21 protein-coding genes are annotated in these 21,252 nt (G+C 72.9%); 7 read left to right on the top strand and 14 right to left on the bottom strand.

Features of this window, described 5'->3' with window-relative positions:
* Positions 1-56 precede the first annotated feature (56 nt).
* Positions 57-1,271: a geranylgeranyl reductase family protein gene (locus tag IE185_RS13335; RefSeq protein WP_138898083.1), complete on the top strand. Its 1,215-nt coding sequence runs from the start codon at positions 57-59 to the stop codon at positions 1,269-1,271.
* A gap of 15 nt (positions 1,272-1,286) precedes the next feature.
* Here IE185_RS13335 and IE185_RS13330 read toward each other — a convergent pair whose 3' ends face one another.
* Positions 1,287-1,742, bottom strand: a complete 456-nt coding sequence (locus tag IE185_RS13330; protein ID WP_138898082.1) for a nitroreductase family deazaflavin-dependent oxidoreductase — start codon at positions 1,740-1,742, stop codon at positions 1,287-1,289.
* Positions 1,743-1,873: 131 nt separating this feature from the next.
* On the opposite strand from IE185_RS13330, the gene IE185_RS13325 reads away from it, so the two are divergent.
* Positions 1,874-2,620 carry a TetR/AcrR family transcriptional regulator gene (locus IE185_RS13325; RefSeq protein ID WP_189715174.1) on the top strand — a complete coding sequence of 249 codons (747 nt, stop codon included), beginning with the start codon at positions 1,874-1,876 and terminating at the stop codon, positions 2,618-2,620.
* 196 nt (positions 2,621-2,816) lie between these two features.
* On the opposite strand, the gene IE185_RS13320 is transcribed toward IE185_RS13325, so the two are convergent.
* Entirely contained in the window at positions 2,817-3,089 is a 273-nt protein-coding gene (locus IE185_RS13320) for a DUF6332 family protein (RefSeq protein WP_138896007.1), read from the bottom strand.
* Positions 3,090-3,160: 71 nt separating this feature from the next.
* Positions 3,161-4,648, bottom strand: a complete 1,488-nt coding sequence (locus IE185_RS13315) for an MFS transporter (protein ID WP_138896008.1) — start codon at positions 4,646-4,648, stop codon at positions 3,161-3,163.
* An 86-nt stretch (positions 4,649-4,734) separates the two neighbouring features.
* Here IE185_RS13315 and IE185_RS13310 point away from each other — a divergent pair, with 86 nt between their 5' ends.
* Positions 4,735-5,139, top strand: coding sequence for a MarR family winged helix-turn-helix transcriptional regulator (locus IE185_RS13310; RefSeq protein WP_138896009.1), 405 nt, complete (start codon positions 4,735-4,737; stop codon positions 5,137-5,139).
* A 63-nt stretch (positions 5,140-5,202) separates the two neighbouring features.
* On the opposite strand, the gene IE185_RS13305 is transcribed toward IE185_RS13310, so the two are convergent.
* The 3 genes from IE185_RS13305 to IE185_RS13295 all read right to left on the bottom strand — a co-directional run bounded on the left by IE185_RS13305 (position 5,203) and on the right by IE185_RS13295 (position 7,642).
* Positions 5,203-5,949 (bottom strand): maleylpyruvate isomerase family mycothiol-dependent enzyme, encoded by a 747-nt coding sequence (locus IE185_RS13305; RefSeq protein WP_138896010.1) that lies wholly within the window; start codon positions 5,947-5,949, stop codon positions 5,203-5,205.
* 33 nt (positions 5,950-5,982) lie between these two features.
* Positions 5,983-6,333 (bottom strand): SCO4225 family membrane protein, encoded by a 351-nt coding sequence (locus IE185_RS13300; RefSeq protein WP_138896011.1) that lies wholly within the window; start codon positions 6,331-6,333, stop codon positions 5,983-5,985.
* Between the two features lie 70 nt (positions 6,334-6,403).
* Positions 6,404-7,642 carry an MFS transporter gene (locus IE185_RS13295; RefSeq protein WP_138896012.1) on the bottom strand — a complete coding sequence of 413 codons (1,239 nt, stop codon included), beginning with the start codon at positions 7,640-7,642 and terminating at the stop codon, positions 6,404-6,406.
* Between the two features lie 109 nt (positions 7,643-7,751).
* On the opposite strand from IE185_RS13295, the gene IE185_RS13290 reads away from it, so the two are divergent.
* Positions 7,752-8,984 carry an ROK family protein gene (locus IE185_RS13290; RefSeq protein WP_138896013.1) on the top strand — a complete coding sequence of 411 codons (1,233 nt, stop codon included), beginning with the start codon at positions 7,752-7,754 and terminating at the stop codon, positions 8,982-8,984.
* A gap of 161 nt (positions 8,985-9,145) precedes the next feature.
* The gene (locus IE185_RS13285; protein WP_229843477.1) at positions 9,146-9,652 is read left to right on the top strand and encodes a DUF6193 family natural product biosynthesis protein; all 507 of its coding nucleotides are present in this window, start codon (positions 9,146-9,148) and stop codon (positions 9,650-9,652) included.
* Positions 9,653-9,813: 161 nt separating this feature from the next.
* Here the strand turns inward: IE185_RS13285 and IE185_RS13280 are convergent, their stop codons facing one another.
* Positions 9,814-10,344, bottom strand: a complete 531-nt coding sequence (locus IE185_RS13280) for an ATP-binding protein (RefSeq protein ID WP_189715172.1) — start codon at positions 10,342-10,344, stop codon at positions 9,814-9,816.
* 166 nt (positions 10,345-10,510) lie between these two features.
* Positions 10,511-10,855, bottom strand: coding sequence for a hypothetical protein (locus IE185_RS13275; RefSeq protein WP_138896015.1), 345 nt, complete (start codon positions 10,853-10,855; stop codon positions 10,511-10,513).
* Between the two features lie 328 nt (positions 10,856-11,183).
* Between IE185_RS13275 and cds1 the strand changes: the two genes are divergently transcribed.
* Positions 11,184-12,320, top strand: coding sequence for an L-cysteine desulfhydrase Cds1 (gene cds1 / locus IE185_RS13270; RefSeq protein ID WP_138896016.1), 1,137 nt, complete (start codon positions 11,184-11,186; stop codon positions 12,318-12,320).
* A gap of 127 nt (positions 12,321-12,447) precedes the next feature.
* Here cds1 and IE185_RS13265 read toward each other — a convergent pair whose 3' ends face one another.
* Positions 12,448-12,927, bottom strand: a complete 480-nt coding sequence (locus IE185_RS13265) for an SRPBCC family protein (RefSeq protein ID WP_138896017.1) — start codon at positions 12,925-12,927, stop codon at positions 12,448-12,450.
* Between the two features lie 90 nt (positions 12,928-13,017).
* Positions 13,018-13,908 (bottom strand): DeoR/GlpR family DNA-binding transcription regulator, encoded by an 891-nt coding sequence (locus tag IE185_RS13260; protein WP_138896018.1) that lies wholly within the window; start codon positions 13,906-13,908, stop codon positions 13,018-13,020.
* A 198-nt stretch (positions 13,909-14,106) separates the two neighbouring features.
* On the opposite strand from IE185_RS13260, the gene IE185_RS13255 reads away from it, so the two are divergent.
* The gene (locus tag IE185_RS13255) at positions 14,107-16,482 is read left to right on the top strand and encodes a TMEM165/GDT1 family protein (protein ID WP_189715170.1); all 2,376 of its coding nucleotides are present in this window, start codon (positions 14,107-14,109) and stop codon (positions 16,480-16,482) included.
* On the opposite strand, the gene IE185_RS13250 is transcribed toward IE185_RS13255, so the two are convergent.
* The 4 genes from IE185_RS13250 to IE185_RS13235 all read right to left on the bottom strand — a co-directional run bounded on the left by IE185_RS13250 (position 16,452) and on the right by IE185_RS13235 (position 21,018).
* On the bottom strand, positions 16,452-18,857 hold the full coding sequence (locus IE185_RS13250) for a right-handed parallel beta-helix repeat-containing protein (RefSeq protein ID WP_138897988.1): 2,406 nt from the start codon (positions 18,855-18,857) through the stop codon (positions 16,452-16,454). The two genes, IE185_RS13255 and IE185_RS13250, sit on opposite strands and share 31 nt — an antisense overlap.
* A gap of 132 nt (positions 18,858-18,989) precedes the next feature.
* Positions 18,990-19,595 carry an Rv1733c family protein gene (locus tag IE185_RS13245; RefSeq protein ID WP_138897989.1) on the bottom strand — a complete coding sequence of 202 codons (606 nt, stop codon included), beginning with the start codon at positions 19,593-19,595 and terminating at the stop codon, positions 18,990-18,992.
* A 97-nt stretch (positions 19,596-19,692) separates the two neighbouring features.
* On the bottom strand, positions 19,693-20,517 hold the full coding sequence (locus IE185_RS13240; protein WP_138897990.1) for an MOSC domain-containing protein: 825 nt from the start codon (positions 20,515-20,517) through the stop codon (positions 19,693-19,695).
* A gap of 42 nt (positions 20,518-20,559) precedes the next feature.
* Positions 20,560-21,018, bottom strand: a complete 459-nt coding sequence (locus tag IE185_RS13235) for a DUF6643 family protein (protein ID WP_189715168.1) — start codon at positions 21,016-21,018, stop codon at positions 20,560-20,562.
* Positions 21,019-21,252: the final 234 nt, after the last annotated feature.

The raw sequence follows: 21,252 nt of genomic DNA, 5'->3' as shown, positions 1-21,252 counted from the left end.
CCGTAGGATGCGACAGCAGTACGGATCACCGGGCGGATCAGGAGCAGAAGCACATCGTGAGCAGCGAGAACGCAGACGCCGGACGTGAGCGTGAAGAGCCGGTGTGGGACGTGGTCGTGGTCGGTGCCGGGCCCGCCGGGGCGTCGGCGGCATATGCGGCAGCGGTCGCGGGACGGCGCGTGCTCCTCCTGGAGAAGGCGGAGCTCCCCCGTTACAAGACCTGCGGCGGCGGCATCATCGGGCCTTCGCGGGACGCGCTGCCGCCCGGCTTCGAACTGCCGTTCAGGGACCGGGTGCACGCCGTCACGTTCTCGCTGGGCGGGAAGCTGACCCGGACACGCCGTTCGAAGACGATGCTCTTCGGGCTCATCAACCGGCCGGAGTTCGACGCCGCGCTGGTCGAGGAGGCGCGGAAGGCGGGCGCCGTGGTCCGTACCGGAGTGACGGTGGCGCGCGTCGAGCAGCACGGCGCGGCCGTGCCGGACCGGCGCACGGTCGCCGTCGTCCTGGCGGACGGCGAGACGGTGCTGGCACGGGCGGTGGTCGGCGCGGACGGCAGCGCGAGCCGCATAGGGGCGCACGTCGGGGTGAAGCTCGACCAGGTGGACCTCGGCCTGGAGGCGGAGATCCCGGTGCCCGGGACGGTCGCCGAGGACTGGGCGGGGCGGGTGCTCATCGACTGGGGGCCGCTCCCGGGAAGTTACGGCTGGGTGTTCCCCAAGGGCGAGACGCTGACCGTGGGAGTCATTTCGGCCCGCGGCGACGGCGCCGCCACCAAGCGGTACCTGGAGGACTTCATCGCCCGGCTGGGGCTGGCCGGTTTCGAGCCGGCCGTCTCCTCCGGGCATCTGACGCGGTGCCGCAGCGACGACTCGCCGCTGTCGCGCGGGCGGGTGCTGGTGTGCGGCGACGCGGCGGGGCTGCTGGAGCCGTGGACCCGGGAGGGGATCTCCTTCGCGCTGCGGTCCGGGCGGCTCGCGGGGGAGTGGGCGGTGCGCATCGCGGAGGCGCAGGACGCCGTGGACGCCCGCCGGCAGGCGCTCAACTACGCCTTCGCCATCAAGGCGGGCCTCGGCGTGGAGATGGGCGTCGGACGGCGGATGCTCGCCCTGTTCGAGCGGCGGCCGGGACTGCTGCACGCGGCCATAACCGGATTCCGCCCGGCCTGGAAGATGTTCGCCGGGATCACGCGCGGGTCGACGACGCTGGGCGAGATCGTCCGTACGCGCCCGGTCGTCCAGCGCGCTCTGAGTGCGCTGGACAAGGCGTAGGGGGGACGGTCCGCGTCACTTCTCGAGGGTGATGCGGAAGACGGGGTGGTCGGGGGCGGCTGCCAGGAGTTCCTCGTCGGAGGACCTGGCGGTCACCCCCTTGAAGTAGTGGTTGACCTCCCAGCCCCAGCGCTCCAGGTAGGTGCGGAGCACCAGCGGCTTCTCGTGGTCGGGGATCTCGGCGGCGGTGAAGCCGCGCACCTTGCGGCCGACCTTGAGCTCGCCCCCGCCGGCGGCGCGCATGTTGCGGACCCACTGGGAATGGCCGCGGGCGGAGACCAGGTACTGGGCGCCGTCGTGGGTGTGCGGGTTGACGGGGATGCGCTGCGGCTGGCCGCTCCTGCGGCCGCGGACGGACATCTCGGCGGTGCCGAGCAGGCTGAAGCCGTGGCGGGCGAGCCATCCGACGACGTTGTTCAGCCTGATGGCCATGGGGCTGCCCTTGAGGTAGTACGGCTGGGACTCCGGCATGACGGCCTCCATCGATGAGTCGGAGAGCACTGCTCTCGCTTGAGAGCAGTGTGCACGCGATCGGTGATCCAAAGCAAGAGCAGTGCTCTCGTTATTGGGCGGTGCTCTCGCCCGTGGCAGACTGCTCTCTCATGAGCACCACGCGCGGAGCAAGAGAACGAGCCCGGGCCGAAGTCACGGCGGCCATCAAGGACGAGGCCCGCAGACAACTCGCCGCCGAAGGCGCCGCGAAGCTCTCCCTGCGCGCCGTCGCCCGCGAACTCGGCATGGTCTCCTCGGCGCTCTACCGCTACTTCCCCAGCCGCGACGATCTGCTGACCGCACTGATCGTCGACGCGTACGACGCCGTGGGCGCCGCCGCCGAGACCGCCCTCGCCCAGCAGCCCGCCCACGCCCCGCACCCCGCCCGCTGGACCGCCGTCTGCCGGGCCGTACGGAGCTGGGCGCTCGCGCACCCCCACGAGTACGCGCTCATCTACGGCTCGCCCGTACCCGGCTACACCGCCCCCAGGGCGACCGTCGGGCCCGCGTCCCGGGTCGGCCGCGCCCTCATCTCCGTCGCGCGCGACGCCCACCGGGGCAGCGGTCTCGCCGTCCCGCCGCTGCCGGCCGCCCTCACCGACGAGGCCCGGCGGATCACCGAGGACGTGGCCCCGGACCTCCCCCCGCCGGTCGTCGCCGCCCTGGTCGCCGCCTGGTCGCAGCTCTTCGGCCTGGTCTCCTTCGAGCTCTTCGGCCAGTTCGACCGGATCGTCGAGGAACGCGACGCGTTCTTCGAGCACGCCGCCACCACCCTGGCCCACGCCGTGGGCCTGATCGGCGGCCGGGCCGAGGGCCCCGCCCCCTCCGCCGCGCCCGGCAGCGGCGACGGCTCCTGACGCGGGCGGCGGATCCTGACGGGGGCGGCTCCTGACGCGGTGCGGGCGTCCCTCGTACGCGTCGCCGGTGCGGGGAGCGCCGGGCCGGCCCGGGTACTGCGCGGCGTGTGGTCACGCCGCCGGGCTGACGCCCTGCGCGGCGTCCCGGTCTTCGTCCCCGCCGCCCATGAGCTCCTTCGCCGCCGCGGTCGCCGGCCTACGCGTCGGGGCTGGTACGTCCCGGCTGGCTCGGCTCAGTGCCGGGCGCGCCGCGATAGCCCCACAGCACGTGCACGACGCGCAGGACGAAGACGACCACGGCCGGTGCGCCACCCGCGACCAGCACGGCCCTGTCGAGGCCCGGCGAGGCGAGCAGCCACGGCGCGGTGATCGCGGCGAAGGTGGCCCCGGCGAGGACCGCCGCGCTCAGCAGGGCGTAACCGATCTCGATCGTCATCGCGTCGCGCTGTGCCCGCGTCCTTGTCCCCATGGCCGCCAGTCTCACAGCGTGTGCGGCCGACGGGCAAGGCGCCCGCCGGCCGCACACGTCCCCCTCGCCGGTCAGTCTCGGGCGCCGACCCGCTCCGGCGCGGTCTCCGCCTTCCCGGGCACCGACTTCATGAGGACGACGCTCCGCCGCGCGCGGGGCCCGCGCAGGCCGGTGAGCGTGATCAGCAGTCCGGCGGCCGCGACCACCGTCACCACGACCAGGCCCGGGCGGAAGCTGTCGAGTACTTCCTGGGGCGTGCCGCCCTCGCCGCCGCCCGCCGTGATCACGGCGGTCACCACGGCCAGGAAGACCGCCCCGCCCACCTGGAGCGAGGTGTTGAGCAGGCCCGACACCATGCCCTGCTCGTTGTCGGCCACACCGGTGGTGGCCTGGATGTTGAGCGAGGGGAAGACGAGAGCGCAGGCCGCGCCGATGAGCAGCATCGAGGGCAGGATCACGGCGGCGTACTGCGGAGTGAGGGTGATGCGCAGGAACAGTACGTACCCGATCACCAGGAGGGTGATGCCCACCGCGATGACACGCGGTGTGCCGAACCGGTCCACCACGTCGCCGATCTTGGTGGAGGAGAGTGCGACCAGGACGCCCGCGGGCAGGAAGGCGAGCGCGGTCTCCAGCGCCGACCAGCCGAGCAGCGACTGCATGTACTGGACCACCAGGAACTGGAAGCCGACGTAACTGCCGAAGAAGGTGGCCGCGCCGAGCTGCGCCCTGATCTGGTTGCCGGAACGCAGTACGCCGAGCCGGATCAGCGGACTGGCGGTTCGCCGCTCGATCAGTACGAAGACGGTGAGCAGTACGGCCGCCGCGAGGAACGACAGCAGGGTGCGGGCGGAGGCCCAGCCGGCCTCGGGCGCCTCGACCACGGTGAAGACGAGCAGCAGCATGGCTGCCGTGCCGGTGACGGCGCCCGGCAGGTCGTAACCGCCGTTGGAGTCGTCGCGGTCGCTGTGCGGGATCATCCGGATGCCCGCGACCAGGGCGAGCAGGGCGATGGGGGCGGGCAGCAGCATCGTCCAGCGCCAGCTCAGTTCGGTCAGCAGGCCGGACAGTACGAGACCCATGGAGAAGCCGGTGGCGGCGCAGGTGGTGTAGATGGCGAGCGCCCGGTTGCGCTGCGGGCCCTCCTTGAACGTCGTGGTGATGATGGACAGGCCGGCCGGGGCGGTGAACGCGGCGCTGAGGCCCTTGATGAAGCGGCTGGCGATCAGCAGGGGGCCGGAGTCGACGAGTCCGCCGAGCAGGGAGGCCAGAGCGAAGACGCCGAGCGCGACGAGGAAGACGCGGCGCCGGCCGAGCAGGTCGGCGGCGCGGCCGCCGAGCAGCAGCAGGCCGCCGTAACCGAGGATGTAGCCGCTGACGATCCACTGCAGTGTCGAAGTGGACAGGTCGAGATCGGCGGCGATGGACGGCAGGGCGACGCCGACCATCGACACGTCGAGGGCGTCGAGGAACATCGCGGCGCAGAGTACGAGCAGGGTGCCCCACAGGCGGGGGCTCCAACGCTCCTGCGGCTGGGGGACGTTGAGCGGAGAGGTCATGCGCAGCACAGTACATGCGCGTGCATTGAATGCAAGTGCATTTAATTCTGATGCAACAATGAGGTGAGTTCTGGTAACGTGCGGCCATGGTGCGGAAGAAGTCCGAGCGGGCGCTCGTCGACGAGTGGCGGGGGATCCTCGCCCTGCATGCCAGCACGCTCTGCGAGCTGGACCGCGCGCTGCATCAGCACGGTCTGGGCGCCAGCGACTTCGAGGTGCTGGACGTGCTGGCCGAAGGCGCCGCCGAGGACGGCGGCAGCGCGTACCGCGTCCAGGAACTGGCGGACCGGGTCCATCTGAGCCAGAGCGCCCTGTCCCGGCTGGTCGGCAGGCTGGAGAAGGACGGCCTGGTCCACCGCGGGATGTGCAGCGAGGACCGCCGGGGCGTGCGGGTCGCGCTCACGGACGAGGGGCGGGCGCGGCACACCGAGGTCCGGCCCCTCCAGCGCGCTGTGCTGGCGCGGATGCTGGCGGGCCGGACCGGGGAGTGAGGTGCGGCGGGAGGTGACCGTCGCGGGCGGTGGATCCGGTGGCGGCCGTCGCGGCCGTGACGCTCAGACGACCTGCGACGTCTCCCGCCACAGGCGCGCGAGCGCTTCGTCACCCGACACGGCGATCGCGGAGTGCGGCAGACGGTTCCACAGGGTCAGGTAGAGCCGCTCGGCGGGTCCGCTCAGCTCGCAGTCGGCGGCGTGCGGGGAGCCGTCCATGCCGAGGCCGGTGCGCGGCGGCCTCTCGGAGAGGCGTACCGTCCACGCCTGCTCGCAGTCCGTCGCACGTATGCGCAGGACGCGCGGCTCCCCGGTGCGTACCCGGCTGCGGTCCCGGGCGTGGAAACCGCGCAGCAGCTCGTCGACGCCGTCCGCGGCGAACTCCACCGGCAGCGCGGTGAATGCGGTGCCGAGCGCCGCCTCGGCGTCCACCCGGTGGATCGCCGTCTCGTGCGCCTGCCGCCGCGCCCAGAAGGCGAGCGGAGACGGCGCCGCGAAGAAGGTCCAGCAGTCCAGGTCCTCGGGCGCTGCCCTCAGCGCGGCCACCAGCAGGGTGTGGCCCTCGCGGAACCACGCCAGCAGCGCTTCGCCGTCGAGGTCGGGTTCGCTCGGCTCGGGGTGGAACTCCGTGTGCCCCGCCGTGACGAACGCCGTCGCCCACCGGTGGACGACGCCGGTGTGCCGCAGGAGATCGCGGACCTGCCAACCGGGGCAGGTCGGCACCTCGGCGTCCGGCCCCGCCTTCTCGGCGGCGGCGGCCAGCAACTGGCCCTGCGTGTCGAGCGATTCGATGAAATCGGCTGTGTTCATACGGCAGATTGTGACAGTGGCCCGCGCGGACGATCACGCGCCCTGTGGGCGGGCCGTACGGACCGAGGTGCGCCCGAGGAGCCGGACGAACCAGCCGAGCGCGAACGACTGGATGAGCACGGAGAGCGGCAGGGCCGTGTAGAAGAAGACGTCGGAGTCGATCACGTTCACGCCGAGCACGTCGCCGCCGACGAAGAAGGCGATGATCGTCGGCGCGCTGACGAGCAGTAGCGACACCCCGGCGAACGAGGCGTCCTCGTGGGCCACGAAGAGGGTGTCGACGGTGACGAACACCGCGGTGGCCGCGACCAGTCCCAGGTACGCCAGCGAGGCGGGGTTGCGGAACGTCAGGCGGGCGATGGTGCGCAGGCGTCGGGCGGCCATGGTGATCACTCCTCCGGTGTGGTGCCTCCAGCGTGCGACGGGGGAGCCGGGCGCGCCTGAGTACGCCTACTCAGGTACGCCTTGCCGGCGACGCGCCGCGCGCCGAGTACCCCAGCAGGGCAGCGGCCCCGGCCAGCGCCGCCACCGTCGTCAGCGCGACGGGGAGCGAGAACCAGTCGGCGAGGAAGCCGATGACGGGTGGTCCGACGAGCATGCCGCCGTATCCGAGCGTGGAGGCCGCCGCGACGCCGCTCGGGCCCGCGATCGCGCCCGCTCTCGCCACGGCGACGGGGAAGATGTTCGCGAGGCCGAGCCCGGTCACGGCGAATCCGAGGAGCGCCATCCAGGGGGCGGGTGCGAGGGCGCCCAGCAGCATGCCGGCGGCGGCGAGCGCCCCGCCGGTGACGAGCGTGCGGGTCTGGCCCAGCCGTTCGAGCAGCGCGGTGCCGCTGAGCCGGCCCACCGCCATGGCCAGTGCGAAGAGGGAGTACCCGGCGGCCGCGACACCCGGGTGGGCGTGGAGGTCCTCCTGGAGGTGAAGGGTGCCCCATTCGGCGAGTGCGCCTTCGCCGTACGCCGTGCACAGAGCGATGACGCCGAAGAGGACGACGGCGTTACGGGCCGTTCGCGAGAGCGGTCCGGGAGCGTTCCCGGGCGCCTTCGCGGAGCGTTCCCGGGAACGCTCCGGAGCGGGTGCGCGGTGGCGCAGCAGTGCGGGTCCGGCCAGGGCGGTGACGACGAGGCCGATGACCGTCAGGGCCGGCAGATGGGTGGAGGCGGACAAGTGGGCCGCGACCAGGCCGCCGAGGCCGGCCCCCGCCATGGCGCCGAGGCTGAACGCGGCGTGGAAGCTCGGCATGACCGGCCGCCGCAGGGCGGCGACCAGCTCCACCGCGGCGCTGTTCATCGCGACGTTGATGCCGCCGTACGCGGCGCCGAACACCAGCAGGACGAGACCGAGCGCGAGCGTCGAGTGCGTCCGCGCGGGCAGCGCGATGCTCAGCGACAGCAGTACGCCGCACGCCACGGTCACCGGGTGGCTCCCGAACCGCCGGCACAGCCGTCCGGTGAGCATCATGGTGACCACCGCGCCGCCGGACACGCCCAGCAGGGCGAGACCGAGGTCGCTCGCGGACGCCCCGGTCTGCTCCTTGATGGCGGGGATGCGGACCACCCACCCGGCGAAGAGGAAGCCGTCGAGGGCGAAGAACACGGTCAGCGCGGTGCGGAGGCGGGACAGTGAGGCTGTGGCGATGTTCGCGCCCGGGCCCCCTGGAACGGCCGTGCGTAGTTTGTTTAGGTGCGGCACAAACTCACCATAGAGGCCCGCCTCTGATCCGTACAACGCAGGTGGTCAGCGCCGGGGGCAACCGGAGCCGGGCCCGGACGATCTTCCCCGGCATGGGAGACTCGCCCCCATGAACGGCAAGGCGACCACCATCAGAACGCGGCTGGAGAGAGGCCGGAGCGCGCTCGGGCCTGCCCTCGAACTGGTGCACACGGGACGGGCGCCGACGCGCGCCGTCCTCACCGCCGAACTCGGCGTCACCCGGGCCACCGCCGGCGCGGTCGCCGCCGAACTGGAGGCCCTCGGACTGATCCAGGTCGACTCCCGGCCGGGAGCGGCGGCCGGTTCGCAGGGCCGCCCCTCGCACCGCCTGGCCGTCAACGACTCGGGCCCCGTCGTCCTCGCCGCCCAGATCCACGCCGACGGCTACCGGGCGGCGCTCGTCGGCCTCGGCGGCCGGACCGTCGCGACCGCCCCCGGCCGCAAGACGGTGTCCGCCGATCCGGCGCAGGTCCTCGGCGCGGTGGTGGACGCCGGAGCCCAACTCCTGCGCGACAGCGGCCGCCGCTGCGTGGGCGCGGGCCTCGCCGTGCCGTCTGCCGTGGCGGAGCCCGAGGGCACGGCCCTCAACCCGCTGCACCTCGCCTGGCCCGCGGGCTCCCCGGTCCGCGACATCTTCGCCGAGCAGGTACGCGAGGCGGGCATCGCGGGTCCCGCCTTCGCGGGCAACGATGTCAACCTCGCCGCGCTCGCCGAGCACCGCCACGGCGCCGGACGCGGCGCGCAGCACCTCCTGTGCGTCGCCACGGGCCACCGCGGCGTCGGCGGGGCGCTGGTCGTCGACGGCCGCCTGCACACCGGCAGTTCGGGCCTCGCCCTCGAAGTCGGCCACCTCACCGTCAACCCCGACGGCCGCCCCTGTTACTGCGGCGGCCGAGGCTGCCTCGACGTCGAGACCGACCCGCTGGCCTTCCTCACCGCGGCCGGTCTCGCCCCGGGCCCCGAGACCTCGCTCCTCCAGCAGTCGCGCGAGCTGCTGCGCGGACAGTACGGCGATCCGGCGGTCCGGGCCGCGTGCGAGGAGCTGATCGACCGGCTGGGCCTCGGCCTCGCCGGCCTCGTGAACATCCTCAACCCCGACCGCATCGTCCTCGGCGGCCTCCACCGCGAGCTGCTCGACGCCGACCCGGAACGGCTGCGCGCCGTGGTGGCCGACCGCAGCCTGTGGGGGCGCAGTGGCGGCGTACCCATCCTGCCGTGCACGCTGGACCACAACAGCCTGGTCGGCGCGGCCGAGTTGGCGTGGCAGCCGGTGCTCGACGATCCGCTGGCCGCCCTGGCCGCCTCGCAGGGGCCGGCGTGAGCCGGGGAGCGGAGGCTCATCCGGAACGCCTGTACCCGGAAGTGGCCGCCGCGGGCGGCCTCGTGGCGGCCATGTACGAAGCCGCGGGGCGGTGTGCTTGCGACATCGGGTCATGGTCCCCCACACCCGCCGGTGTCGTGTCCGAGACGGCGAGGGGCTTCGTGACGGTCGGTCTTGCCGCTGACAAGCGCCTGTTCCGACTGGGTACCGGCATTCCGGACTACGCCTGGGCCATCGGCGCGACGGACGATCTCGGGCTGCTCGTGGAGGCGGTCGCCGCATGGCGGCAGGGCGTGTCGTTCGACGCGTTGCGAGCGCGCTTCGAATTCCTCGACCTCGATGAACTCACCGGGGCGCTCGACAACGGAGAGCCCGCTCGTACGCAGTGGTCCCACCTCTTGTCGTCCGACTTCTACCGGCCGCAGTGGAACCTCCTGCGCCGCCTCCACTCGGACGAGGCGCTCCGGGGTTTCTTCCCCGTGCTCTCGCACAGCGCCGTCCGCCTGCGGGCGGACCCGTTGGACGCGGTGAGCCGTCAGGTCAAGGTGGCGGAGGCCGATGCGGGGCGGTACGAGGTCCTACGCGTCGGGGCGCCCGAGGCCGCATGGGTCGAGGTGCCGGCCGCTGATCTGGTCGCCTGCGTACGGGCCTTTCTGGCCGAACGCTGATCCGGGCGAAGGGCGTCGCCGTACGACGAAGGGCTTCGTACGACGAAAGGTCCCGTACGACGAAGGGCTTCGTACGACGAACGGCGCCGTACGACGAACAGACCCCGGCCTGCGGCTGTGCCGCGGGCCGGGGCCCCTGGTGGCGGAAGACCGGCGTCCGGTCAGCCAGCTACGGCGGACCGGACGGCGGCGGGAACGTGCGTCGCCGGGATGACCTCGTGACCGGTCCCGTCGTGCGCGAACGGTCCGTCGGTCGTCGCTCCGTACACGGGGTACGGCGGCAGTGTCACCGCGGGAGCCGGCGTGGGAAGCGTGAACCACACGACCTTCCCGGCGTCGCCCTGCGGGCGTACGCCCCAGCTCTCGCTGACCGCCTCGATGAGAGCGAGACCGCGCCCGCTCGTCTCGGACGCGCCGGCCGCACGAACGGTGGGCAGGCGCGGATCGTGGTCGTGGACGGACACCGTCAGGCGGTCGAGCAGCAGCTCGATCTCCACGGTGCACATCTTGTCCGGCTCTGCGTGCCGGTGGACGTTGGTCAGCAATTCGGTGACGCCGAGCGCCGCCGGGTCTATCAAGGGATCCAAATGCCAGTAGCGCAGTTGGGCCGAGATGATTCTGCGGACCTGACCGATCCGCGACGGCAGGGCCTGGAGCTCCACCGTGCAGTGCCTGCTTGGCTCGCTGATCACGGCTGCGACTCCCCGAATAGGTCCGGAAGAAGACGAAGAACGGATCCAGCAGTTGCTGTCTGCTGTTTGGTCCGGCGGGGCTGGTTCGCAGCGTCACCGCCGTTGCACCCTGAGTGATGTGAGACCAGGGTCACCCAGGTGGTGCGGCCGCGCAACTCGCGCCGCATCAGTCCCGCGCGTCCTGTACGCCCCGAAGGCCGCACGCGTCCTGCGCCGCGCGGACCGTCTCGAGGAACCGCCCGGCCAGCTCCTCAGCGTCCTTGGCCTGACCGCGCTGCGCCATGGTGAGCCGGTACCGGGTGCCGTTGACCGTCGCCACGGTGCTGTCCTCCCCGGCGAACCACGGCCGGGCCGCGGTCACGGAGCCCAGCGGCGCGCTGTCGATCTCCAGCCCGTTGCTCGTCAGCAGGACCAGCCTGCCGTCCTTGACGAGCACCTGGCCGGCCCTGGTCAACGAACGGGGCCAGCGCCCTATCCGTACGCCCGTGGCGCTGAACTCGGGCTCCGCCATTCCACTTCGCCCCCTTCACGCACGTGTGCCCTTCGCGAGGACGTCCCCTTCCGCGCGCCGCATGCCGCTTCGCGCGGATGTCCCTTTCGCGCGGATGCCTTCGTGCGCAGTCTGCACAAGCCCGGGCCCGCGCACCAGAGCACCTCGATGACCGGACGGTGGGGTACGTGGTCGCGTCCAGGTCCGTACCACCGCGCCCCACAAGCGATCCCTATGGCTGCCCAAAGTCAGCGTTTGTGCAGGTGAGAGGCTTAGAGTGGCAGTTGGGGACCGGAGTTTCCGGGCAGAACCAGCTGCCCCGGGAGCGCTACGACGAGGAGTGGCCCGCATGAGCACCACTGACCAGGAACGTACCGGCAGCGAAGCCACGGCGACGATCGACGTGGACCGCAGCGATCCGGAGTACCGGGCCTGGCTGAAAGAGGCCGTCCGCAAGGTCCAGGCGGACGCCAACCGTTCCGCGGACACGCACCTGCTGCGCTTCCCGTTGCCGGACGCGTGGGAGATCGACCTGTACCTCAAGGACGAGTCGACCCACCCGACCGGCAGCCTCAAGCACCGGCTCGCCCGCTCCCTCTTCCTGTACGGCCTGTGCAACGGCTGGATCAGGCCCGGCAAGCCCGTCATCGAGGCGTCCAGCGGCTCGACCGCCGTCTCGGAGGCGTACTTCGCGAAGCTGATCGGCGTCCCGTTCATCGCGGTGATGCCGCGCACCACCAGCCCCGAGAAGATCCGGCTCATCCAGTTCCACGGCGGACAGTGCCACTTCGTCGACGACTCCCGGAAGATGTACGAGGAGTCGGCCGCCCTCGCGGCCAGGACCGGCGGCCACTACATGGACCAGTTCACCTATGCGGAACGCGCCACCGACTGGCGCGGCAACAACAACATCGCCGAGTCCGTCTACCAGCAACTCAGGCTGGAGCGGTACCCGGAACCGGCCTGGATCGTCGCCACCGCCGGGACGGGCGGCACCTCCGCGACCATCGCGCGCTACGTCCATTACATGCAGCACGACACGCGCATCTGCGTACCCGACCCGGAGAACTCCTGTTTCTTCGACGGCTGGACCCGGGGCGACGCGGGCGCGACGAGCGACTGCGGATCACGCATCGAGGGCATCGGCAGGCCCCGCATGGAGCCGAGCTTCGTACCCGGTGCCATCGACCGGATGATGAAGGTCCCCGACGCGGCGAGCGTGGCGGCCGTGCGGGCGCTGGACCGGGCCATCGGCCGCAAGGCGGGCGGCTCCACCGGAACCGGACTGTGGAGCGCGCTGAAGATCATCGCGGAGATGGTCGCGGAGGGGCGCAAGGGCAGCGTCGTCACGCTGCTCTGCGACCCCGGCGACCGCTACCTCGACAAGTACTACTCCGACGCCTGGCTCGCCGAACAGGGCCTGGACATCGCCCCGTACAGCGCCGCGATCGACCAGTTCCTGGCGACGGGGGAGTGGCCCTGCTGAGAGCGCGGCCGACGCCCCGCCGGCAGGTGCGTACGGCTGTCGGCGGGGTGGCTGCCGACAGCGTGGCCGCCGTTCCCGACGGGTCGGTTGCCGACGCGGCGGACGCCGTTCCCGACGGAGCGGATGCCTAGGTGTCCGCGGAAGCAAGCCGCCGGTCGAGGGTGCGGACCGCGTCGCGGAAGGCCCGCCCCAGACCGGGCCGGACCAGGCGCAGCGCCGTCCCGAAGGGCGCCGGGCCCGCCGCCGCGAACGTCCAGCGCACCCGGGTGCCGGTACCGGCCGGGGTGAGCCGCCACTCCTCCACCAGGGCGCGCACGCCGGGGGCGTTGGTCACGTCGACGCGGTACGCGTACCGCTCGGCGGGCTCCGCGGCCAGGACCGTCTCCTGGAAGCGGACGCCGCCCTTGAGGCGTACGTCGCGCCCCGCTCCGCCCGCGGTGGGCCGGCACATCGTCACCGCGCCGAACCAGGCGGGCCAGCCGGTGACGTCCTCGGCGAGCGCCCGGTAGACGGCCTGCGGAGGTGCGACCACCTCGGCCGTGAAGACCAGGCGCGTCGGAGCGGTCTCGACGAAGTCGAGTGCGACAGGGCGGAGTCGGCGTGCCATGGGACCTGTACCCCCAGCGGTTTCGGGCGGTGGCGCGACGGCCCGGGGGGCCCTCGCCGGCCAAGCCCGCACACGGTAACTGGCGGGCCGTCAGTTGTCTGCCGGACCGCTGCCCGGCGGACCGCTGTCCCCGGCCGCACCGTCCGGGGCCCCGACGGCCCCGGATTCGCCGGCCACCACGAGCCCCGGCAGGTGCTCGGCCATCTCCTCACGGGCCCCGGCGGACAGCCCCCGGTCCGTCACCAGGGTGTCGACCTCTTCGAGCGTCGCGAACGAACTCAGCCCCACCGTGCCCCACTTGGTGTGGTCCGCGACCACGACGACCCGCCGCGCCGACCGCACCAGACGCCGGTTGGTCTCCGCCTCCGCCAGGTTCGGGGTCGAGAGCCCCGCCTCGACCGAGATCCCGTGCACCCCGAGGAACAGCACGTCGAAGTGGAGCGAACGGATCGCCTGGTCGGCGACCGGACCCACCAGCGAGTCCGACGGCGTCCGCACGCCGCCGGTGAGCACCACCGTGGCCGCACCGGGACGCGGCCCCTTCCCGCCGCCCGCGCGCTGCGCGGTGTGGAACACGTCGGCGACCCGCACCGAGTTGGTCACCACCGTCAGGTCCGGCACCTCCAGCAGGTGCTGGGCGAGCGCGTACGTCGTCGTACCGCCGGACAGCGCGATCGCGCTGCCGGGCACCGTCATCGCCGCCGCCGCCCGCGCGATGTCCTCCTTGGCGCTCAGTTCGAGACCCGACTTCGCCTCGAAGCCGGGCTCGTGCGTACTCGCCTCGACCACCGGAACCGCGCCGCCGTGCACCTTCTCCACGACGCCCTGGCGCGCCAGCGCGTCGAGGTCCCGTCGGACCGTCATGTCGGAGACGTTGAGCTTCCTGGTCAGCTCTTGGACCCGGACACCGCCGCGTCGCCTGACCTCGTCGAGGATCAAGGCACGACGCTGCTCCGCGAGCAGGTTCTGACTGTCGGTCACGGGCGGTCCGGTCCCTTCGTTTCGGGGTACAGGCATGAGGGGTGGCTCATCCTCGCACGCGTGCCCTGCGGCCGGACCTCGGGGAGATTCCGTGAGATTCGGCGAGAGCCGTGCCACGGCCGTCCATGATCCGGGATCCTTGAGCGGCCGCGCCGTGCGCGGAAGACGATCCTCCCACCACGAGAGCGAGCCACAGAAGTGCCCCGTGTCACACCGCCTCGCGACGACGACGGCGGCCCCGCGCTCGAACTGCTGGTCCACGGGGTCGGCGGCACCACACCCCAGGAGATGCTCGGTGACCCGCGTACGGTCCGCATCACCGGCGACGAGACCGCAGCCGTGTACCGCCGCGCCGAGGACGTCGAAGCGGACCGCACCACGGGCCCCGGCGGACAGGTGCCGGCCGGGGACGAGGCCCGCGACCGGCCGGTCCCCGAGGCGTACGTCTGGTGCAACCTCACCTCCGGCAACGGCGCCCGCGCCCTGTGGCTGCTCCTGCTGCCCTTCATGGTCGCCAACCTCGCCCACTGGATGCAGCCCACCACCCGCGGCCTCACCAGGACCGTGCGCATGTACGGCGTGCTGGTGCGGCTCCTCGCGCTGAGCCTCACCGTGCTGCTGATCGCCGCCGCCTGCGAGGTCGCGCTGGACCTCACCGCCTGGCAGTGCGCGGGCTCACCCCGCTGCTCCGGCGACAAGTCGTGGCTGGGTTTCCTGTCCACCGATCGGGGCGGCTGGTGGTCCGAGCCGGGCCGTCGCCTCGCCGTGGCCGCGCTCGTGCCCGCCGCGGTGACCGGCCTGCTCTGGTACCTGTCCCACCGCACCTGGAGCGCGTACGAGTCCCAGCGCCCCCTGCCCGCCGGCGCGGAGCCGGACCCCGACGAGCCGACCGCCCGCCCCGCCCTCGGCATGCCGGGCTTCTGGTACGGCCGCCGCCTCGTCGCCCGGCTGCGCGCCGCCCACACCGCCGCCGGGTTCCTCACCGTCGCCGCCGCCCTCGCCGGAGCGGCGGCAGGCCACGACCGCCGCGCCGCGGGGCCCCTGCTGGAAGCGATCGGCTGGCTGCTGGAACTGGCGCTGCTCGCCGGGGCCGTCCTGGTGGTGTGGGTGGTGTGCCGCAGGGGCCGCAGCGAGAGCCGCCTCGACGTCACGCTGGACAAGGCCGTCACCGCCCTGCTGCCCGGCTCCGCGCTGGTCCTGCTGGCGCTGACGGTGCTGTACGCCGCATGGTCACGCCCCGGGTGGGTCTCCGCGGGCCGGCTGCCGGGCGACCGTGCCTTCGGCATCGTCGCCCTCGCCCAGGGCGGCCTGGTCGTCGCGCTCGGCGTCGTCGCGCTGGCCATGTACCGGCGCGTGCCCGACGCCCGTACGGCGATGCGCGGACTCGGTGGTCCCGCCACCGCCATGCTCGCCTGCGCGCTGGGCGGGGTCATGACCGGCGGCGTCGCCCAGCGGGTCGCGGACTGGCTCGACGGAGCGGGTACGCCGGGAGAGCCCGGCGGCGTCATCGCGGGGCCCCCGGTGCTGCTCACCTGGCAGGCCTCCGTGATCCCGCCGCTGCTCGTCGTCCTGCTGGCGCTGGGCGCCTTCTTCGCCGTGGGCACCTGGCGCGCCCGGCGTGCCATGGCCGGCGACATCGAGGCGGAGTACCCGGACGCCGATCCCGACGTGGTCCGCACCCGCCGTATCGCCCGCGTCCGTGCGATGGCCGCGCTCACCGACCGCGCCCCGGCGATCCTCGGCGTCACCTCGGCCGCCACCCTGGTGCTCGGCGCCGCCGCGCTCGTGGGGGCGTGGGTGACCGGAAAGGTGCCGGGCCGGGCCGCCGCGGGCACCGCCGACTTCGTCGCGTCGGCGGCGCAGGCCGCGCAGGCGCTCGGCTCGTGGCTGATCGGCGTCGGATTCATACTGTTCGTCACCTGGGGCCGGCGGGCCTACCGCGACCCCGCGGCCCGCCGCACCATCGGCATCCTGTGGGACGTCGGCACGTTCTGGCCGCGCGCCTCCCACCCCTTCGCGCCGCCCTGTTACGCGGAGCGCGCGGTGCCCGACCTGACCTGGCGGATGGCCGGCTGGACCGACCGCACCGGCGGACGGCTCGTCATCTCCGGGCACTCGCAGGGCAGTGTCCTGGCCGCCGCGTCCGTCTGGCAGCTGCCGCCGCGCGCCAGGCGGCGGGTCGCCCTGCTCACCCACGGGTCGCCCCTGGAGCGGCTGTACGGGCGCTGGTTCCCGGCGTTCTTCGGAACCGCCTGTCTGGAAGCCCTCAGCGACGAGGTGCACTGCTGGCGCAACCTGTGGCGTCGTACCGATCCCATCGGCGGACCGGTGCGCGTGAAGGGCGACCAGGCGCCCGGTGTGGACACGGAAGCGCTCATGGACCCGCTCGCCTACGGACGCACCAGGGAACAGCCGCTGCCCGCTCCCGTGCTCGGTCATTCCGACTACCAGGCCGATCCCGCGTTCGACCGGGAGAGGACCGCGCTGCTGGGCCGGCTGCCGCCGTGCGCGGTGCCCAGGCAGCGGCCCGACATCCCACTCGGTCAGGGAAGTTCCGGCAGGTCCTCGGGGTAGAGGAGGGTCAGGTCGTCCGTGTTCATCTCGGTGAGCTGGGCGACCCGGCCCGCGTGCCGTTCCACCATCGACTCGAAGGTCTGCCGCGCGGTACGGCCGTTGCCGAACGCGGGCCCCTTGGGCAGCGCGGTGAAGTACTTGACAAGCGCTTCGGCCGTTCCCGTACCCAGCCGGTACTCGTGCTCCTCGGCCTGCTGCTCGACGATGCGCAGCAGTTCCTCCGGGGCGTAGTCGGAGAAGGTGATCGTGCGCGAGAAGCGCGAGGCGACACCGGGATTGACGTTCAGGAAGCGCTGCATCTCCGCCGTGTAGCCGGCGACGATGACGACGACCGCGTCCCGGTGGTCCTCCATGAGCTTCACCAGGGTGTCGATGGCCTCCTTGCCGAAGTCGCGGCCCGAGTCCTCCGGGGACAGGGCGTACGCCTCGTCGATGAACAGCACACCGCCGCGCGCCCGGTCGAAGGCCTCCTGCGTGCGGATGGCCGTGGAGCCGATGTGCTCGCCGACCAGGTCCACCCGGGACACCTCGACGAGATGACCGCGCTCCAGCACCGCCAGCGAGGCGAGGATCTCGCCGTACAGGCGCGCCACCGTCGTCTTGCCGGTGCCGGGGGAGCCGGTGAACACCAGGTGCCGGCGGACCGAGGCGGCCTTCAGGCCGGCCTCCTGGCGGCGGCGGCCGATCTCGATCATGTCGGTGAGCGCGCGCACCTCCCGCTTGACGCTCTCCAGGCCCACCAGGGCGTCCAGTTCGCCCAGCACGGCCGCCGACGTCTGGGCGGGCTCCGCGTCCGGCACAGGGGCGGCCACGGGCTCCGCCGCCCGCTGTCCGGGGACCGCGCCGAGCAGCCCGGTGGTCTGCGTGGCCGTCAGCACGGCGGTGGCCTCCGGGACGGTCGCGCGGACGCCGCTCTCGTCACTGGTGCAGTCCTCGACGAGCGGCCCGTCCTCGGCGAACTCGTAACCGCCGCGCGCACAACGCTCGGTGCGGCAGCGGGTCAGCGTCGTACGGCAGCCGTCGATCACGTGGAAGCCGTAACCGCTGCTCCCCGTCACCCGGCAGCCGTGGAAGGTGCCGCGGCCCTCCGCGGAGACGTAGAAGCCCGCCTCCGCCGGCGAGGTGACCGTGCAGCGCTCCATGCGCGGGTCGGCGCCCTTGGTGACGATGACGCCCGTCTGCGCCCCGTCGATGGTGCAGCCGGAGAGCGTGCCCCCGCTGCCGTGGTCGCGGAACCACGCACCGGTCGACGCCTCACGGATCCGGCAGTCGTCCAGCTGCGCGGTCGCGCCGTCGCTCACGGACACCGCCGTGTTGCGCACCTGGGACAGGTCGCTGTCCACCACGTCCACACGCGAACCCCGGTCGAGGACGAACAGCGCGTCCGGTACGTCGTGTACCCGGCAGCCCTCCAGCACGGCGGTCGCGCCGTCGCTGATCCACACCGCGGGATAGTCGCCCGTACTGTCGTGGATCTCGCACTGGTTGGCGTCCACGCGCGTGCCGGGGTCCCAGACGGACAGCCCGTTGCGGCCGAAGCGGCGCACCGTGGAACGCGTCAGCGTGAGGACCGCGCGCGAGCGCAGGTCGATGGCGTTCTCGGGAATGTCGTGGATGTCGCAGTCGGACAGCGTCAGTACGGCGTCGGTGTCGAGCGTGACGCCGTCGGCCGAGGTGCGGTGCACCGTGCAGTCGGTGAGGTGGGCCGAGGCGCGGGCGGCGACCTGTACGCCGGTGCCCTTGACCTCGTACACCTCGCACCCCACGGCTTCCAGGCCGCTGCCCTCACCGGTCACGGAGAGGCCCGCGCCCGAGGTGTGGTGGACCCGGCAGCGGTCCAGCCGGGGGTGCGCGCCGCCGCGCACCGAGATGCCCGACTGCCCGGCCGCGACCACCTCGCACTCCTCGAACACACCGCCCGCGCCCTCTATGACGCCGATGCCGACCCCCGCCGGGTTGTCGACCGTGCAGCGGCGCACGGTCGGCCGGGCGGCGCCACGCACCTCGATGCCGACGGCGGAGCGCGTCACGACGCGCAGGTCGACGAGTTCGGGGGTGCCGTCCTCGACGAGCAGCGCGGGCGACGCGGTGTCCTGTCCCTCGACGTGGAGGTCCTGGATCACGGCGGAGGCGCGCACGGTCAGGGCCACCCCGTCCACCGGGGCGATCCGTACCGAGCCGACCGTCCCCTCGGGGCCGCGCAGGGTCACGGCGTGCTCGACGACGAGGTTCTCCCGGTAGGTACCAGGGGCGACGGTGAGCACGTCGCCGTCGCCCGCGGCCTCCAGAGCCGCGGCGAGGGAGGCGTATTCGCCTGTGCGGCGCCGCCACCGCGATGTGCCGGTGTGCGTCACCTGGACCGTGCCCTGTGCCATGGCGTTGCTGTGCCCCCACCTTGTGCCGACGTGCTGACGAACTGGCCGCTCCACCGTAGCGCGCGCCGGGGAGCGGAGTTGACCGGTCAGCCGTGCTCGTGGACGGTCCGGCGGACCGTCGGCGGGAGGCTGTCAGCTGCCGGCGCCGGTACGTCCCCAGTCGGGACCGGCTTCGGCCCACGCCCGGTCGAGCCGGGCGTACCGGCGCTGCGCGAGCCGCCGTACGAACAGGCGCCTGCCGCCCTCGAACAGCCCGGCCGCCGCTGCCGCCGCGCCGATGCCGGCGATGGTGGCGTGGGTGTCGGCGGTGGCCCCCCGCATGGGGCGGCCCACCGGCCGGCCCCGGTCGTCCGTCCACATCCGGAAGCGGTCGCCGGGCCGGGCGGCCCGCTGGGTGGTCGACACCGCCCCGGTGCGCCCCGTCCCGTCGTGCGCCGTCCAGCGGGCCACCACTCCGATGTGCGCGGCGCTCTCCGAAGGGTTCTCCGGATCGGGAAGCAGGACCGGCCCGGTGGTGGTCCGGACGACGTACGCCGTTGTCCGGTGGCGCTGCTCGTGCTGGGCGCGCACCGATTCCCGCAGCGCCTCGTGGGTGAGCGTGCCGCAAAGCCATCCCGCCGCCGGGGCGGCGAACACGATCAGGAGGACGACGGCGAACGTCACCCACGCCTCGACGAGATCGGTCGTACGGCACAGCGGGCTGTGCCGCCGGCGCCACACCGCTATCGCCGTCCGCACCGTCCCGCACCCCCTTCCGCGCCCGCCGCACGCCCGACCGCCTCGGGCGCTTCTTCAACGGGTGTGCCGCCCCGGCGGGTTCCCACGGGCCGCCGGCCTATTCGAGGATTCTCACCGGATCACCGACGCGGATCGTCCCGGTCCCCTCGGGCACGAGATTCTGTCCGAAGAGCAGCTTGTCGCCGGAGCGCCGGTGCCTGGCGAGGGTGCGCAACGGCTCCTTGCCGCGCTCGGCCGTCCGCTGGTCGGTGGTGGTGACGACACAACGGGCGCAGGGCTCGGTGACCCGGAAGGTCACCTCACCGATGGCGACGCGCTTCCAGTCGTCCTCCGCCCACGGCGGGGGGCCGTCCACGACGGCGTTCGGCCGGAAGCGGCTCATCGGGAGCGGCCCCTCGTCGGCGTGGTCCCCCTGCGCGACGAGGGAGTTGAGCGCGTCGAGCGAGGAGAGCGTGGTCACCAGCAGGGGGTAGGCGTCGGCGAAGCTCACCGTCTCGCCGGGCTTCCCGTACTTCGGAGCGACCGGACGGCGGCGCGCCGGGTCGTCGAGATGGACCAGGCGCACCTCGGTGTCCAGGTACGCGCTGAACCAGGCGTGCGCCCCCGCGCCCGCCTCGACCGCCTCCACCTTGTCCTTCCAGAGCTGCACACCCGTCGTGCCCGCCGGCTCGGGCACGGTCACGCTCAGCGGCTCGCAGCCGGGCGCGGTCAGCCGTATCCCGCCGTCCGGCAGGGACTCGGCACGCGCCAGTGCGAGACGCGGCTGAGGGCGTTGCGTGACCACCTTGCCGGCCGGGTCGACCAGCATCCATCTGCGGTCCGTGGCCGGGCCCCACGGCTCGATCTCCACCTCGCCCGGGGCGCACCCCGCCGCGGACTTGACCGGGTAGACATGGACCGCGTGGAGCAGCGAGTTCGGCATGCGGCCAATCCTGCCAGCCGGGTCCGGCAATCGGCCCCCGGGTCAGTACCCCCGGCCCTGGTACTGGTGGTTGTACGGGTCGTCGTACGGCGTCGGGGCGGGCACCGGACGCGGCGCCGCGGGACGCATGGCCTCGTACCCGGTGGCGGCGGCCTGGCGCGGCTGCTGCTGGTACTGCTGCGGGCCCGGGTAACCGCGCGGGCCCGACGCCTGTTGCGGGATGTACGGCGCGGGGGCGTGCTGCAGCGGCTGCGGCGCGGCCTGCTGCGGATAGCCGTAGGAAGGGGCGGGGGAGTAGTAGGAGGGTGCGGCGGGAAGTGCGGGAAGCGCCGCCGGGAGGGCCGGCAGATAGCTGTTTCCGGTGTCGTACGCGGCAGGTACCCGGATGGGAGCGATCTGGGGCGTGCCCCGCTCTGCGACGAGGGAGTCGTAGATGGGGGTGTCCGGGAAGGACGGGGCGGAGTAGTAACCGCCGCCGTAGGTGGCGCGGGGGGAGGTCATGGCACCTAAGTTAAGCCGAAGATGTTCTGGTTGGGGAGCCCGATAAGAGGGTTGTTTTACGGGTTGCGAGTGGCGGCGGATCCCTAATCCGAGCGAACTTGGGAAAAACGGTCGTCGTTCGGCGTTGGGATCATGTAAAGAGCGCCCTGGCCATGGGTTACCCGAGGTCTCCGGGTGATCTTGAGCCCGTCGCCGCAGGGCTCGGAGAGCGCGGGGAATAGGTTGGCTCCACGG

The organism is Streptomyces chryseus (genome assembly GCF_014650755.1).
GTDB lineage: Bacteria > Actinomycetota > Actinomycetes > Streptomycetales > Streptomycetaceae > Streptomyces > Streptomyces chryseus.
The sequence above is the reverse complement of the archived record's forward strand: the minus strand, read 5'-3'. Positions and strand labels throughout refer to the sequence as shown.